The 16,291-nt window shown below is 67.0% G+C and carries 12 protein-coding genes; 5 read left to right on the top strand and 7 right to left on the bottom strand.

The genetic code is table 11. The features are described 5' to 3' along the window. Positions 1-129: 129 nt before the first annotated feature. Positions 130-987, top strand: a complete 858-nt coding sequence (locus ABIA70_RS14945; protein ID WP_354148361.1) for a DUF3097 domain-containing protein — start codon at positions 130-132, stop codon at positions 985-987. 126 nt (positions 988-1,113) lie between these two features. Next, positions 1,114-1,533, top strand: a complete 420-nt coding sequence (locus tag ABIA70_RS14940; RefSeq protein WP_354148360.1) for a DUF4870 domain-containing protein — start codon at positions 1,114-1,116, stop codon at positions 1,531-1,533. A gap of 93 nt (positions 1,534-1,626) precedes the next feature. Here the strand turns inward: ABIA70_RS14940 and hemW are convergent, their stop codons facing one another. Both hemW and lepA read right to left on the bottom strand, forming a co-directional pair. Further along, a complete protein-coding gene (gene hemW / locus ABIA70_RS14935) occupies positions 1,627-2,856 on the bottom strand; it encodes a radical SAM family heme chaperone HemW (RefSeq protein WP_354148359.1) in 1,230 nt (409 codons plus the stop codon). A 36-nt stretch (positions 2,857-2,892) separates the two neighbouring features. Further along, positions 2,893-4,746, bottom strand: a complete 1,854-nt coding sequence (gene lepA, locus ABIA70_RS14930) for a translation elongation factor 4 (RefSeq protein WP_354148358.1) — start codon at positions 4,744-4,746, stop codon at positions 2,893-2,895. A gap of 177 nt (positions 4,747-4,923) precedes the next feature. Between lepA and ABIA70_RS14925 the strand changes: the two genes are divergently transcribed. Beyond that, positions 4,924-5,463, top strand: a complete 540-nt coding sequence (locus tag ABIA70_RS14925; RefSeq protein ID WP_354148357.1) for a type II toxin-antitoxin system PemK/MazF family toxin — start codon at positions 4,924-4,926, stop codon at positions 5,461-5,463. Positions 5,464-5,631: 168 nt separating this feature from the next. Then, positions 5,632-5,892, top strand: coding sequence for a 30S ribosomal protein S20 (gene rpsT, locus ABIA70_RS14920; protein ID WP_108598327.1), 261 nt, complete (start codon positions 5,632-5,634; stop codon positions 5,890-5,892). Positions 5,893-5,974: 82 nt separating this feature from the next. Here the strand turns inward: rpsT and holA are convergent, their stop codons facing one another. The 5 genes from holA to leuS all read right to left on the bottom strand — a co-directional run bounded on the left by holA (position 5,975) and on the right by leuS (position 13,526). Then, complete coding sequence (gene holA / locus ABIA70_RS14915) at positions 5,975-6,991, bottom strand: DNA polymerase III subunit delta (RefSeq protein WP_354148356.1); 1,017 nt, start codon at positions 6,989-6,991, stop codon at positions 5,975-5,977. Then, positions 6,925-8,958 (bottom strand): ComEC/Rec2 family competence protein, encoded by a 2,034-nt coding sequence (locus ABIA70_RS14910; RefSeq protein ID WP_354148355.1) that lies wholly within the window; start codon positions 8,956-8,958, stop codon positions 6,925-6,927. The genes holA and ABIA70_RS14910 overlap by 67 nt, the downstream gene beginning before the upstream one ends. 1 nt (position 8,959) lies before the next feature. Then, positions 8,960-9,844 (bottom strand): ComEA family DNA-binding protein, encoded by an 885-nt coding sequence (locus tag ABIA70_RS14905; protein WP_354148354.1) that lies wholly within the window; start codon positions 9,842-9,844, stop codon positions 8,960-8,962. Between the two features lie 77 nt (positions 9,845-9,921). Then, positions 9,922-10,926, bottom strand: coding sequence for a DegV family protein (locus ABIA70_RS14900; RefSeq protein ID WP_354148353.1), 1,005 nt, complete (start codon positions 10,924-10,926; stop codon positions 9,922-9,924). Positions 10,927-10,994: 68 nt separating this feature from the next. Beyond that, positions 10,995-13,526 carry a leucine--tRNA ligase gene (leuS, locus tag ABIA70_RS14895; protein WP_354148352.1) on the bottom strand — a complete coding sequence of 844 codons (2,532 nt, stop codon included), beginning with the start codon at positions 13,524-13,526 and terminating at the stop codon, positions 10,995-10,997. Positions 13,527-13,871: 345 nt separating this feature from the next. Here leuS and ABIA70_RS14890 point away from each other — a divergent pair, with 345 nt between their 5' ends. Beyond that, positions 13,872-16,163: a PEP/pyruvate-binding domain-containing protein gene (locus tag ABIA70_RS14890; protein ID WP_354148351.1), complete on the top strand. Its 2,292-nt coding sequence runs from the start codon at positions 13,872-13,874 to the stop codon at positions 16,161-16,163. Positions 16,164-16,291: the final 128 nt, after the last annotated feature.

The following is a 16,291-nucleotide window of genomic DNA, read 5'->3' as shown; positions in this document are numbered from 1 at the left end:
GACCGGCCAGCGTTAGCACTCGACATGCCTAAGTGCTAACAGTCTAATATGACTCTCCCCGTTGTTAGCATTGGTACCGCTCCGGGCGAAACTCCGGGCGGATCATCTAGCGCAAGGCGGAGTCAATCGATGGAGTACCGGAATTGGGGTCCGCAGGACATCAAAGCGCCCGTCAGGAGTGAACTCCCCGAGGTTCCCGCAGAACGGGGAATGGTCCTCGAAGACGCACAGTCGGGCTGGGTAGGGGCTGTGACCAGGGTGGAGAAGTCCGGCGGCATGCACGTGGTGGCCCTTGAAGACCGCCGCGGCAAGTCCCGGTCCTTCAAGCTCGGCTTTGGTTTCCTCCTGGAGGGGCAGCCCATCCGGCTGATGCCCCCCGCTCCCCGGCAGCCCGCCACCGCCTCCCCGGCCGCCGTCGGCCGGACAGCCTCCGGCTCAGTCCGCGTGGCCGGACAGCGTGCCCAGGTGGCAAAGGCGAGCAGGATCTGGGTGGAGGGGAAGCACGACGCCGAACTCATCGAAAAGGTCTGGGGCGATGATTTGCGCGTGGAAGGCATCGTCGTCGAACCGCTGCATGGGATCGATGACCTCGCCGGTGCGGTGGCCGCGTTCCAGCCGGGTCCCGGCAGGCGGCTGGGTGTCCTGGTGGACCACCTGGTGCCGGATTCGAAGGAGTCGCGGATCGCTGCAGGGGTCATGGCTTCACCGGGAGCGGCGGGCAACGTCCTGATCGTCGGGCATCCCTATGTTGACGTATGGCAGGCCATCAGGCCCTCCGTGCTGGGTATCGGCCAGTGGCCGGTGGTGCCCCGCGGGCAGGACTGGAAGACAGGCATCCTGGCGGCCTTCGGCTGGCCGCACTCCACCAAGGAGGATATCGGGCTCGGCTGGCAGAAGCTGCTGGGTGCGGTTCACAGCTACGCGGACCTGGAGGCATCGCTCCTGGGCCGGGTGGAGGAAGTCATCGACTTCCTGACAGTGCCTTAGGTTCCGCCCCCGGGCAGCAGCGGGGCTTTTGTCCGTCGACCCAGTATTCTTGGTACTGCGGAGGCTGTTGTTTCTTCATGCCGGCACTCTCCACCAAGCACTATTGCACTCTCGAAGGAAGAAACAGTGGCACAAAACGCACCCGGGCACCGGGACGACCACGGCCAGCAGGGCCGTTCCGAGTACCAGGGCGTTCCCGCAAATGCATTGCCCCTTACGGCCAGCGAAGACCGTCAGTGGGCCACGCTGGCCCATTTTGGCGGAATCCTCGGCTGCGTTCCCTCGCTCCTGATTTTCCTGATCTTCCGTGAGCGCGGCCCGTTCACCGCACAGGAGTCCAAGGAGGCGTTGAATTTCAGCCTTCCGCCCACCATTGCCGCACTGGTGGCAAACCTTCTGGTTTTCATCCCGGTGGTAGGAAACATTTTTGCGGTCATCGCCACCCTGATCTGGATCGCCCTGACCTGTTACTCGGTCGCCGCCGGCATCCACGTCAACAAGGGTCAGCCCCACCGCTACCAGTACAACCTGCGCTGGATCAAGTAGTCCCCGCCCGACACCAACGCGGGGTCACTCCCGGCCCAATATCCGCACTGGATTGGGCCGGGAGTGACCCCGCGTTGCTTTGGCTGGCGGGTTTCAGTCGGGCAGGATCCGCCGCACCACTGCGTCGGCCAGCAGGCGGCCCTTGAGGGTCAGCACCAGCCGTCCGCGGAAGGCCGCCGGCGCTTCCACCAGGCCCTCGGCGATGAGTCCGGCAACCGCATGACGGCCCGGCTCCCCCAGGGTTGAGACGGCCAGCCCGGACACGAGCCGCGCCTCGAGCATGACCCGCTCCACCTCGCGGGTCTCAGCATCCAGCGTTTCACGTCCGGCAGCCGGTGAGAGCCCTTGGGCAAGCCTTCCGGCATAGGCAGTGGGGTGCTTGACGTTCCACCACCGCACACCGCCCACGTGCGAGTGGGCGCCGGGCCCGATACCCCACCAGTCATCGCCGCGCCAGTACGCAAGGTTGTGCCTGCACGCCTGTTCCGGTGTGCGCGCCCAGTTGCTGACCTCGTACCACGCCAGCCCGGCCGCGGTGATGAGTTCGTCGGCGAGTTCGTACTTATCGGCGTGGTCGTCGTCGTCGATTCCGGGGACTTCGCCGCGGCGGATCTGGGCGGCGAGTTTTGTGCCGTCCTCCACGATCAGCGCATAGGCGCTGATGTGATCCGGCTCGTAGGAGAGGGCTGTCTCCAGGGAGTAGCGCCAATCGGCCAGCGACTCCCCCGGCGTTCCGTAGATCAGGTCCAGGCTTACGGCCAGGCCGGCGTCGCGCGCCCACCGCACCACCTGGGGAACACGGCTTGGCGTGTGCGTGCGGTCCAGGACTTTCAGGACGTGGGGAACGGCGGACTGCATGCCGAAGGAAACCCGGGTGAAACCGGCCTCCTTGAGCACGGCCAGGGATTCCGGGGTGACGGAGTCCGGGTTCGCTTCGGTGGTGACCTCGGCGCCCGGTTCCAGGCCCCAGTGCCCGACGGCGGCTCTCAGGATCCGTGCCAGGTCTTCAGCGGGGAGCAGCGTGGGGGTTCCGCCGCCGAAGAAAACGGTGCTCAAGGGCTTGTCCGGCAGCTTCGATTCCCGAAGGACGGTGGCCGCGAAGTCCACCTCGGACACGGCGGTGGAGGCGTAGGCATCCTGGGAAGCCCCGCCGCCGAGTTCGGTGGCCGTGTAGGTGTTGAAGTCGCAGTACCCACAACGCACGGCGCAGAACGGGATGTGCACATACAGCCCCAGTGCCCGGTCCGCCGCACCGTCGGTTGCCTGGGTGGGCAGCAGACCGTCCGACGGCGCCGGGTCGCCGAGGGGAAGAACGCTAGGCATTGCGGCGGCCCCCGGTGGTTCCGGCCACGCTTGTCATTACTTCTTGGCCTTGTCCTTGGACTCGTCCGTGGTCAGCGCGGCGATGAAGGCTTCCTGGGGAACCTCCACGCGGCCCACCATCTTCATGCGCTTCTTGCCTTCTTTTTGCTTCTCCAGCAGCTTGCGCTTACGGGAAATGTCACCGCCGTAGCACTTGGCCAGGACGTCCTTGCGGATGGCCCTGATGCTCTCGCGGGCAATGATCCTCGAGCCGATGGCGGCCTGGATGGGCACCTCGAACTGCTGGCGCGGAATGAGCTCGCGGAGCTTGGTGGTCATCATGACGCCATAGGCGTAGGCCTTGTCACGGTGGGTGATCGCCGAGAACGCGTCAACCTGTTCGCCCTGGAGCATGATGTCCACCTTGACGAGATCGGCCACCTGGTCGCCGTCGGCCTTCCAGTCCAGCGAGCCATAGCCGCGGGTCTTGGACTTGAGGATGTCGAAGAAGTCGAAAACAATTTCCGCGAGCGGCAGGCGGTACCGGATTTCCACCCGGTCCTCTGAAAGGTAGTCCATGCCGCCGATGACCCCGCGGCGGCTCTGGCACAGCTCCATGATGGCGCCGACGAATTCGTTGGGCGCCAGGATGGTTGCCGCCACCATGGGCTCGCGGACCTCGGCGACTTTTCCGGTGGGGTATTCGCTGGGGTTGGTCACATGGACCACTTTCTTGTCCTCCAGCGTCACCTCGTACTCGACGTTGGGCGCGGTGGAGATGAGGTCCAGGTTGTACTCGCGTTCGAGCCGCTCCCGGGTGATCTCAAGGTGCAGCAGGCCCAGGAAGCCCACGCGGAAGCCGAAGCCCAATGCCGCTGACGTCTCCGGCTCGTAGACCAGCGCAGCGTCGTTGAGCATCAGCTTTTCCAGCGCGTCGCGCAGTACCGGGTAGTCAGTGCCATCCAGGGGATACAGGCCGGAGAACACCATCGGCTTCGCATCCGCGTAGCCGGGAAGGGATTCGGCGGCCGGCTTGGCGAGGTTGGTGACGGTGTCGCCCACCTTGGAAAGCCTGACGTCCTTCACGCCCGTGATCAGGTAGCCGACCTCGCCCACGCCAAGACCCTTGGAAGGGGTGGGTTCAGGCGAGCTGACTCCGATTTCGAGGAGTTCGTGCGTGGCCCGGGTGGACATCATCTGGATGCGCTCGCGGGGGTGGAGCATGCCGTCAACAACCCGGACGTAGGTCACCACGCCGCGGTAGGTGTCGTACACGGAGTCGAAGATCATGGCACGGGCAGGGGCGTTCGGATCACCCTTGGGGGCGGGGAGGTCGCGGACGATCTTGTCCAGCAGCGCTTCAACACCCATGCCGGTCTTGCCGGAGACACGGAGGACATCGTCCGGGTCGCCGCCGATCAGGCTGGCCAGCTCCGCCGCGTACTTCTCGGGCTGGGCGGCCGGGAGGTCGATCTTGTTCAGGACCGGGATGATGGTGAGGTTGTTTTCCATCGCCAGGTAAAGGTTGGCGAGTGTCTGGGCCTCAATGCCCTGCGCTGCGTCAACGAGCAGCACTGCACCTTCGCAGGCTGCCAGCGAGCGTGAGACCTCGTAGGTGAAGTCAACGTGGCCGGGCGTGTCGATCATGTTCAACGCGTAGCTGTTGCCATCGAGTTCCCAGGGCATGCGGACTGCCTGTGACTTGATGGTGATGCCGCGCTCGCGTTCTATGTCCATGCGGTCCAGGTACTGGGCCTTCATGTCGCGGGACTTAACGACCCCGGTGAACTGCAGCATGCGGTCGGCCAGGGTGGACTTACCGTGGTCAATGTGCGCGATGATGCAGAAATTCCGAATGATGGCCGGATCTGTCGCGGCGGGCACCGGGGCGGTGCGGGCCATGGGAGACACGCAGGGTCCTTACTGTTGGCATTCACGCGGCCGCCTGCAGGACGCAACGAAGGCACCCTGCGGCCGGGCCGCACATTTTGAACCTCCAGTGTCCCACGCCGGAGCCCATCGCACTGCATTCCGCGGGCGAAGCCGGACATTCCGCGGACAACACCGGGCCGGCGATATTGTTGCCCCATGCCTATTAACCTCCGCTCGCTGGCCAGTGCCTTCCGGACGACCGTCAGGGTCCTGGAGAAATTCCGATCCGGCGCGGCCCCAACTGCCGGACCTGCCTCCCATAGGACAACCGGCCGGGCCGCGACAGTCCCAGCTGCCTCGTACCCCGGCGATTTCCGGGGCGTCTCCTCCGTCCGCTATGCGCCCCAGCCCGATGGCAGCCCCGATCCCGGCGAGGTCGTGTGGACGTGGGTTCCCTACGAGGAGGACCACTCCAGGGGGAAAGACCGTCCTGTCCTGCTGGTCGGCCATAGCGGCCCGCACCTGCTGGCCCTGATGCTGACCAGCAAGGACCACGACCCGGACGGCAACAGGTCCGAAGACTACGTGGACATCGGAACCGGCAGCTGGGACCGCCAGCAGCGCCCCAGCGAGGCGAATCTGGGACGCGTGCTGCAGATCAGCCCGGACAGCATCCGGCGGGAGGGAGCCGTGCTGGACCGAAAACGCTTTGACGCGGTTGCGGCCGGGCTGCGCAGCCGACACGGCTGGAAGTAGCACGCAAATGGCCACCCCGGTGCGGGGTCTGCTATTCTTTATAGCTGTGTGTCCGTGCAGGTCGACGGCCACTGATGGTTGGCCGCCATAGGTATCCCCACGCCGCTCAGTCAATGGCCAATCTGAAAGCCCTCTAGACCATTTCCGCATTAAAAAGAGAGTTCACACGTGGCTAATATCAAGTCCCAGAAGAAGCGCATCCTCACCAACGAGAAGGCACGCCTGCGTAACAACGCAGTCAAGTCTGAGCTGAAGACGGCCATCCGCGCCGTCAACACCGCCGTTGAGTCCACCGACAAGGATGCAGCTACTGCTGCCCTGGTTGCTGCCGGCCGCAAGCTGGACAAGGCTGTCAGCAAGGGTGTTCTGCACAAGAACAACGCAGCGAACCGCAAGTCGGCGATCTCCAAGAAGGTCAACGCACTGTAAGGTTTCCAGTTCATTTGAACTGATGATGGTGGCCGGCACCCGATGGGTGCCGGCCACACGTCTTTAATGCGTCACGGCGTGGTCAGTGCCGCTGCGCCGACGTTGCGATGATGGTGACAGCGTGCTCGACGGCGTACACCGGATCCCTCGATAAACCCTTGACCTGGGCGTCGGCTTCGGCCGTCGCCTGGATGGAGCGGACCAGGCCCTCAGGCGTCCAGCGGCGCACATCGCGCTGGGCCTGCTCGACCAGCCACGGCTGCATACCGAGCTCACGGGCAATCTGGGCCGGGGATCCGTGGGCGCCGGCGACCTTTGCCACGGTACGCAGCTTCGCCGCCAGCGCCGCCACGATCGGGACCGGGTCAGCACCGGTTGCCAAGGCATGGCGGAGGGTGGACAGCGCCACCGGACCATTCCCGGCCATGGCAGCGTCTGCCACCTTGAAGGCAGTGGCCTCGATCCGGCCCCCGTAGTACCGGTCCACCACCTCCGGTGTCACCGTTCCCGGGGCATCCGCGATCAGCTGGCTGCAGGCCGCCGCCAGCTCCGACAAGTTGGCTCCGACGGCGTTCACCAGCGCATGGACAGCCTCGGAGCTGACCTTCCGCCCCGCGGTCCTGAACTCAGCGGTGACGAATGCTGCTTTGTCCGCATCCTTCTTCAGCGGCTGGCAGTCCACAACAGGCCAGCCACCGGCTTTGACCGCGTCAAGGAGCTTCTTGCCACGGACTCCCCCGGCGTGCCGCAGGACCAGGACGGCCTCCGGCTCGGGATGGGCCAGATACGCAAGTGCGTCAGCCAGGAAGGCGTCGTTCATCGCTTCGACGCCTTCAACTTCGATCAGTTTGCGCTCACCAAAGAGGGACGGACTGACGTGCATGGCCAGTGCACCCGGTTCGTAGATGCCGGCCGTGAGTTGGCTGACTTCCACGTCCGGGAACGCAGCCCGCACCTGTGACCGGACGTGGTCCATGGCGCGGATTCCCAAGTATTCCTCGGGACCGCCCACCAGCACCACCAGCGCAGGGGTTACGTCCCGCCAGGAGGCGACGTTTGTTGCCTGTGCTTTGCTCCGCGTGGTTGGGGCAGCGGCCATTGTGGATTCCTCCCGGAAATTCTGGTGCAGTCTCTAAGCCTGCCATGGCCGGCGGCCCCCTCCAAGCCGCGGGCGGCCCGTGCGCGCCCGGCCCGGGCCCTGATGACGCGCAGTCGCCGCTCTGCGAGGTCCAGCACCGATTCCGTCCGTGCGTGCAGGGCGAGCACCAGCCTGATCACTCGGCGCGGCCGGACGGCAACCCAGACTCCGGCGAGGGTCACCACCGAAAACAGAATCATCGTGCCCAGGCCAAAAATGCCCTCGGGCCACGGCAAGGAGGCGCCAGGCAGACCAGCCACCGTCCGGGCCGTCCCGGCTACCCCGGCGCAGAAGGTTCCCGCGACGGCAATCAGCGCAGTGGCTGCCCAGGGCGCCACAACCAGGAACGGTACCGCGGCAGTGCCCAGGAGCGTTACCGGTGCCACCAGGGGTGCGGCCACGACGTTCGCCAGCAGGGAGTACGTGGAAAACTGGGGCTGCAGGAGCACAATGACGGGGCCGCACAGCAGCTGCGCAGACAACGGCACGGCCCAGGCCGCAGCTGCCCACCGCGGAACCGCTGGCGGGGTCCAGTCGATCATCTTTCGGCCCAGAACGATGATCCCCAGTGTCGCCAATACGGAGAGCAGGAAACCGAAGCTCGTTCCCAGGCCCGGGTCCGTCAGCAGCAGGCCGATCACGGCGAGGCAGAGAAAGCTGAGCCCGCGGCCCGTGCGTCCGCCGGCCAACGATGCCAGGCCGATCGAGCCCATCAGCGCAGCCCTGAGCACACTGGCGTCGGGGCCCACCAGCACGACGAACATCCCCAGGCCTGCCATTGCCAGCCCGGCAGCCGGAATCCGGGGCAGCCGCAAGCTGCGTGCCAGCACCAGGAGGGCTCCGAGGACGAGGCTGCAGTTGGCCCCGCTGACGGCGGTCAGATGGGTCATGCCGACCGCTTTCATGGCCGCGGTGAGTCCTTCGTCCAACGCACTCGTGTCCCCCGTGACCATGCCTGGCAGGAGCCCGGCCGGATCGGCGGCGAGGAAAGCCGCAGCTGACACATACCGGCCGCGCAACTCACTGGCTGTCACCTCCCAGCCCCGGGCACCGGCACCGGTGACAGGAGGCAGCGACGCCGCGAGTACCGCCGCTTCCTCCTGGCCGGGGTCCGGGGACTTCAGTTTGCCTGCAGTGCGGACCACCTGGCCGGGAACCAGGTTTTCCCAGCCGCCCCCGCCCATGACCACCAGCTGTGCACGGGTGCGGATGATCTGGCCGCTGACGGTGACCTCCTGTGTCTGCGCGGTTACGGACCAACGCTCGGGCCGCCCACCGCCGCCGCCCGAAACCGAACGGGGCGATCCGGTGACCTCCACGACGGCCACAACCGACTTGCCGGCGCTGACAGCGTCCGCGAAGGGGCCTTCATTGCGCTGCGCGGAAGAAACCGCTGAATGGGAGGCTGTTGCCGCGGCAAGCATCAGGGCTATCGCTGTGGTCATCAGGAAGCTGCGCCGGCCGGCAGCCAGACTCCCGCCGCGGGCAGTGATGCCCAGCAGCAAAGCGGCCAGGAGTACGCAGCCGCCGCACACTGCCAGCAGCGCCGCCGGGGTAAGCCAGGCGCCAGCCACTGCAGCGCCCCAGATGAGCGCGGCGGGCAGTGCAAGCCGAACGTCGGTCCGCCGCCGGGGAGCATCGCTGGGCGCAATTCCCTCCTGGCCCCGCAGCTTCTTGCCGACGCGATCGCCCAGCCGGGCAGCACCCACCCGGCGTGCACCCACCCGAGCAGCACCCACCTGGCCAGCACCCAGCCGGGCAGCACCGAGGAAACCCGCGCCTGCCGGGCCGGCGTGAGGCAACGCTGACGTGGCCGCCGGCTGACGCCGCGGTTGTACGTTGCGCCCCGGTTGTACGTCGTCAGGGGCCACCTCCTGGCCCCGCACTGCCGAGTCGACGAAGCGGCTCCAACGGCTACGGGCTGCCACCTCAGACGCCCACCAGGGGCAGGAGCGATTCGAGCATCTTCGGTCCCACCCCGTCGACAGCATCGAGCTCCTCGACCGACTTAAACGGGCCGTGCTCCTTGCGCCAGTCCACAATGCGCTGGGCCAGGACCGGACCGACCTTTGGGAGGGTGTCCAGTTCTTCGACGCCTGCCGTGTTCAGGTTGACCTTTCCACCGGCTCCCGGCATACCGCTCCCGGAGTCCCCATCGGATGGCTGGGCGTCCGAACCGGACTGGCCGGGGGGCATCTGTTCACCGGTCTGGGGAACATACAGCTTCCCGCCGTCAGCGAGCACTGCAGCAAGGTTGAGGCGGTCCAGGTCCGCGGCCGGAGTTGCGCCGCCCGCCGCGGTGATGGCCTGGTGGACCCTGCTGCCCGCGGCCAGCTGAACCACTCCCGGCGCGGCGACGGCACCGGCCACGTGGACGATAACGGCGGGCAGGGAACTTCCGCCGGCGGGATCGGGCGGGTCCGGGCCCTCCGTCTCCTTGCCCGGGAGTGCGCCTGGGTCTGCAGGCGGCCTGTCCTGCGGTGCGACTTCGCTCAGTGGCATCACCTGGGGCTGCCCCGCGGCCACCTGCCACCAGAACCCGGCACCGCCCAGAACCGCAAACGCCCCGATGAGGAGGGCAACCCTGAATCCAACCCGCCATCTCAGGACGGGCCCGGTTTTGCCTGTAACGGCAAGGGCCCCGCCCGCACCGCCGAAATCCGGGCTTTCGGGACCCGGCTGCGCTCCGCCGTCGTACTCAAAAGGCTCCCCGCCACCGGTCAGGAGCAGGCCGCCGCCCCCGAGCGTGGACTGCAGCCGGTCCCGGACATGACGGGCTTCCTGGCGTGCTGCTCCAGCGTCCCGGCGTGACATGGTCCCAACGCTAGGGACTCCCCCCGTCCGGTGACAGTCACGGACCGTCCTATGTGGATACCGGCAAGGGCGAACAGCTAGGTGGAAACCGTGGGCGGCACCGGTTCGGCGGCGGCACCGCTCTCTCCCACGATCACGGCCAGCACACCCAGGCCGGCGTGCGCAGCCAGAACCGCGGGCAGGGAACTGATCTGGGCCCGCGGGCACTGCGGCAGTGCCGCAGCGAGCCGGTCGGCAAGGGCCTCGGCTTCTTCCGGATTACCAAAGTGATGGACGGCCAGGAGGGCCTGGCCGGCGGGGCGCGAAGCGGCGTCCGCTGCGGCGATTTCCTCGAGCCGGGCCACCGCCCGGGCGGCCGACCTCACCTTTTCCAGGGGGACGATCTTCCCGTCGTCGACGGCAAGGATGGGCTTGATGGCGAACATCGTCCCCAGCAGCGAAGCGGCAGCGCCGATCCGTCCACCCCGGCGCAGTTGTTCAAGGCTGGGCACGTAGAAGTAGACCTTGGTCCGGGCCAGCTGCTCCGCGGCCCTGGAGCGCACCTCATGAAGGTCCTCTCCGGCGGCGGCGGCAAGAACCGCGCTCTGCACGCCCATGCCCAGCGCCATACCGACAGTGCCCGAGTCGAGGATTTCCACGGGGATGCCGACCCGGCCCGCAGCGAGCCGGGCGGCATCCGCGGTGCCGGACAGACCGGCTGAAATGTGGATGGACACAACACCCTCGTAGCCATGGCGCTCCGCAGCGAGGAAGGCCTGTTCAAACTGGCCTGGCGAGGGACGGGAAGTCCTGACCGGCTTTCCGGCGGCCATTGCCAGGGCAATGGTATCGGTGATGTCGTCTTCGCCCTCGCCGTAAATTTCGTCACCGATCATCACGGGCATGGGGATGACAGTAAGCCGGCCGTCGCTGGCACACGCCCCTACCCAGTCGGCAGGGAGGGCGGCGGCGGAGTCCGTCACCACAGCCGTACGGACGACGGCGGCTGCCTCCGCTGCCGTCGCACCCGGACGGGGCGCGGGCCGCAGGGCGGCCAGTCGCTCCCGGAGCCAGAGCCATGCAGCGGCGTCGCGGTCGGGCAAGGTGGCCTCCTGGGTCAGGGCCGGCCACCGGACGGATCCGGTGGCCGGTACACAGCCCTTCCTTCGTATTAGGCCGGGACGATGTTGACCAGTTTAGGCGCCCGCACGATCACCGTGCGGATGCCGCGGCCATCGAGGGCCCGCTGCACGTTTTCGCTGGCCAGGGCCAGTTCACGCAGCTCGTCCTCGCCGATCTCCGGGGACACCTCCAGGCGGTCGCGGACCTTGCCCTGGACCTGGACGACGGCTGTGACGGTCGCCTGGACCAGCAGGGCTTCGTCGTGGGCGGGCCAGCCCGCGTTCGCAACGGAGGCCTGGTGGCCCAGGACGCTCCACATGTCCTCGGCCGTGTACGGGGCAAAAAGGCTCAGGATGACCGCAACAGCCTCTGCCGCTTCCCGGACGGCCGGGTCAGCGCCGCCGGCGCCGGAGGCTGCATCTATGGTTTTCCGGGTGGCGTTGACCAGCTCCATCAGCTTGGCCACCACCACGTTGAACTTGTTCGTGTCCAGCAGCGCGGCGGCGTCTGCGATGGTGCGGTGCGTGACCGAGCGCAACGCGCGGTCTCCGGACGCAGGATCGGTTCCGGGGGCGCTCCTGACGTCTTGGGCAAGCCGCCACGCGCGGGCCAGGAACTTTGAGGAGCCCGACGGCGAGACGTCCGCCCAGTCGACGTCGTCTTCCGGCGGGGAGGCGAAGATCATGGTCAGGCGGACGGCGTCCACACCGTATTTGTCCAACTGCTCCCCCAGGTCAACGCCGTTGCCCAGGGACTTGGACATGGCCTTGCCGCCATTGAGGACCTGGCCCTGGTTCAGCAGGGCGCTGAAGGGTTCGTCGGCTTCGATCATGCCCATGTCATGGATGACCTTGGTGAAGAACCGCGCGTACAGCAGGTGCAGGATGGCGTGCTCCACGCCGCCGACGTACTGGCCTACGGGCATCCAGTCATTGATCTTCGCCGGGTCGAAAGGACCGTCGGTGTACTGCGGCGAGACGAACCGCAGGAAGTACCACGACGAATCCACGAACGTGTCCATGGTGTCGGTGTCGCGCTTGGCCGGTCCGTGGCAGTTGGGGCATTCAACATTGACCCAGGCCTCAGCCGCGGCCAGCGGCGACGTCCCCTTCGGGGACAGGTCCTCGCCCCGCAGGTCCGAGGGGAGGGTGACGGGCAGCTGTTCGTCCGGGACAGGTACCTCTCCGCAGGAAGGACAGTGAATGATCGGAATGGGGGTTCCCCAGAACCGCTGCCGGCTGAGCAGCCAGTCACGCAGCCGGAAGTTGACGAATTTCTCGCCCGTGCCCTGCTTCTCGAGCATCTCGATGGCCGCGGGGATCGCTTCGGTCTTCGGCAGTCCGTCCAGGACACCCGAGTTGATCAGGGTGCCCTCCCCGGAGGTGGCCTTGCCGGAAACCGCCGGATCCTCCCCGCCGGTGTCCAGTACTGCCCGGACGGGAAGGTCGAACGTCCTGGCAAAATCGAGGTCACGCTGGTCGTGCGCGGGGACGGCCATGATGGCGCCGGTGCCGTAGTCGGCCAGAACATAGTCGGCGGCCCAGACCGGCAGCCTCTCACCGTTCAGGGGGTTGATTGAATAACGGCCGGTGAAGACGCCGGTTTTTTCGCGTTCAGTGGACTGGCGTTCGATTTCCGTGAGCGCCTTGACCTGCTCGCGGTAGGAGTCCAGCGCACCAGCATGTTCCTCGGTCACCAGTTCGACGGCGAGCGGGGCGTCGGCTGCGACGACGAAGAACGTGGCGCCGTAGAGAGTGTCCGGCCGGGTGGTGAACACGGTGACGTCCTTGGCGGGCTTGCCGCCGTCGGCCTCGATCACGAAGTTGACGTGCGCGCCCTCGGACCGGCCGATCCAGTTCTTCTGCATCGCCAGCACGCGCTCGGGCCAGTGGCCGCGGAGCTCGTCCATGTCATCGAGCAGCCGGTCGGCGTACTCGGTGATCTTGAAGTACCACTGGTTCAGGGACTTCTTGGTGACCGGGGTGCCGCAGCGTTCGCAGGCACCGTTGACCACCTGTTCGTTGGCCAGCACGGTCTGGTCCTTGGGGCACCAGTTGACCGGGGAATCCTTGCGGTAGGCCAGGCCGCGCTCGTAGAAGCGTTTGAACAGCCACTGGGTCCAGCGGTAGTACCCGGGGTCGGAGGTGTGCAGCCGGCGCGACCAGTCCGCCGAAATCGCATAGCGCTTGAAGGAAGCCGCCTGGGTGTCGATATTGGCGTACGTCCACTCGCTGGGGTGGGCGTTGCGCTTGATGGCGGCGTTCTCGGCGGGCAGGCCGAAGGAGTCCCAGCCGATCGGGTGCAGGACGTCATAGCCCTTCTGGCGCAGGTAGCGCGCCACGACGTCGCCCATGGCGAACGCTTCGGCGTGGCCCATGTGGAGGTCGCCGGACGGATACGGGAACATGTCCAGCACGTAGCGGCGCTCGCGGGATCCGTCGTCGACGGGGGTGAAGACCTTGAGGTCTTCCCATACCTGAGGCCATTTGGCCTCCATCGCCGCGAAGCTGTAGGCCCCCTCGTCGGGGGTGTCCGCCGCCGCTGCTGCTGTTCCGGTGTCTGTCTCCGGCTGAACGCTCACTGCTGCCCTCTTCTGTTCAGTGGTGGCATCGGTGCTGCCACCACGGTCTGATCCTCCTGCTGTCCGCCCGCAAACCGGCCCGGACACACAAAAGCCCCTCGCCATGGAGGGGCTGCCGCACGGCCATCCGATTGGTTTTCGGATACCGGGCGGCTAGCTAAGCAGAAGGATCGCACGCATAGGACTACTTTAGCGCACCGGCCGGCGGCGGGAGGGAACCGCTGCCCTATCCGGCGCAGGGGCGACTGAATAGACTGGAGCCGGCAGCGCAACGAATGATCCGGACCGGTGACCCTGGTGAGCCCAGAATTCATAGAACCGGGGTTTCCCCCTCTCGGGCACCCAGTGACGCAGGACAGGCAGCTGGCCGGCAGCAAGGCCGCCGCGTTGTCTGCCCTGATGGGCGCCGGTTTCCCGGTTCCCCCCGGGTTCGTTGTCACCGGGACGTTCCGGGCTGAGGCGTTGGCGGGCGCCGAAGCCGGGGAACAGGAACTCAGCCTGCAGGCGGCGGCCAGGGCAGCCGGTCCCGGCCCCTACGCGGTCCGGTCCTCGGCCGTTGAGGAAGACCTGCCCGGAGCATCCTTCGCCGGCATGTACGAGAGCTACCTGAACGTCGCCGCAGTTGATCTTGCGGCGGCCGTGGAGCGGTGTTTTGCCTCCGCAAACGCCGAACGCGTCCGGGCATACGAAGCCTCACTGCAGTCCGGGGCCGTGGGCGGATCTGCGGGCGAAAAAGGCGGCCTCGACGGCGTGCCTGGCGGTGGAATGGCCGTGCTTGTCCAGCAGATGGTGGATCCGGTTGCCGCAGGGGTCGCCTTCACCGCCAACCCGCTGACCGGCGACCGCGGGGAAACCGTGCTCACCGCCGTTCCGGGACTCGCCGAAAGCCTTGTGTCCGGGGTGGAGACGGGAGACGAGTGGCTGGCCGGTGCAGGCCGGCCGCGCCTAGTCCGCGGTCCGGGCAGCGTGCTGTCAGAGGAACGGGCAACGACGGTAATCGCCGCGGCCCGCCGGATCGCCGGGTATTTCGGCTGCCCCCAGGACATTGAGTGGGCCATGGACCATTCAGGGAACCTGCTCATCCTTCAGGCACGTCCCATGACCGCCCTGCCGGACCCGGTGCAGTGGGAGCCTCCGGGTAAGGGTGCCTGGATCAGGAACTTCCGCCTGGGCGAATGGTTGCCCGAACCCGTCACGCCGTTGTTCCTGGATTGGCTGGTTCCCCGGATTGATGCCGGCTACAACGAGGCGGTGCGCAGGTCTCTGGGTGTCGACGTGCCGATGCGCTTCGGCGCCGTCAACGGCTGGTACTACGTTTCGCCGCCCACCCCCAGGGCGCTGCCCCGCCTGCTTTTCGGAGGGACGGCCCGGTCTTTGCCGTACTTCTACAATTCAGTCGCCCGGCCCCTGTTCGACCCCGCCGGGGCGGACAGGACAGTACTGGCCGCACTGGAGCACCAGTGGCGGACCGACTGCCTGCCCTCCTATAGAACGTTGGCGGAAACTGCCTGGCCTGCCTCAGCCACAGCCTCCCTCGCGGAACTCATCGGCATGGTGAACGCAGTGGCATGGAAGGCCGGCGAGTACTTATGGCTCTTCGCCGCCACCGGAGGTGCCGCCTGGAAGATGGAACTGGCCCTGGCGCGGTTCTGGCGCCGGCACCTGGCGCCGGCGCCCGCCCGCCGCGGCACCGCAGCGCAACGGCCCGGGCACGGATACCAGGTCCTCCTGGGCGGATTGTCTCCCGCACTGCCGCAACGTACTCCGCACGCTGTGTACAGCATCGACTGGTACCACCCAACGGCCGGTGAACATTCCGGTCAGGACCGGGAGCCCGGCGGCGGTCCATACCCCGATAATCCGGCAGCCCTGCCGGCGGCGGAACGGCGGCGGGCCGCCGAAGCTGCCTGTCGCGCAATCCTGAAGGGCACCGGCCGCCTGGCGCGCTTTGAAAGCCTGCTCAGTGTTGCGCAGCACTACGCAATGCTCCGCGAGGAACAGGTCAGGGATTTCACCCTGGGCTGGCCGCTACTGCGCCGCTGTGCAACAGAAATGGGCACCCGCCTCCGTGATCGCGCCATCATCGGTGATCCGGAGGATGTCTACTTCCTGACGCTCGACGTCGTGCGCCTGGACGCTCCTGCACAGCATGCGGTCGTTGAGGCTCGGCGGAAGGAATGGCACCGGCAGCGGAAACTCGCGGCCCCGCTCCAATTGGGAAAATTGCCCCCGCTCCTGGGAAACACCTTCGACCGTCTGGCCAACACCGCCCGCAGTACCACTGACCTGCCTGCCGGGGCGTTGGTGGGGCACCCGGCCAGTCCGGGCCGGGCACGCGGCCGTGTCCGCATCGTGGACGGCCCTGGGGACTTCGGCGCATTCCTGCCGGGTGAGGTCCTGGTGGCCAAGGCGACCGCACCGGCATGGACTCCGCTGTTCGCAGCCGCCGTCGCCGTCGTCACGGACGGCGGAACCCTGGCCGCACATGCCTCCCTGGTGGCACGCGAATACGGAATTCCCGCCGTCGTCGGAACCGGCAACGCCACGCAGGTCCTCCGCACCGGCGATATGGTCACAGTGGACGGCAATGCCGGGACGGTGGAAGGGGAACCGCTACCGGGCCCGTTAGGTAGTTAGGGGGAAGCCGCCAAAAACACATTGTTAAAAGCCCTAGCCAAATAGGGTACCACCTGCCCTTGCTAAACCGGGGTGGCCGGCGCCACAGTTATCCCAAGTCTGTGGGGAAACTAGACGGTCTCAGGTCA

The sequence above is a fragment of the Arthrobacter sp. 754 genome (assembly GCF_040548695.1).
In the GTDB taxonomy this organism is placed as follows: Bacteria; Actinomycetota; Actinomycetes; order Actinomycetales; family Micrococcaceae; genus Arthrobacter.
This window is presented reverse-complemented; position numbering and strand designations above follow the sequence as displayed.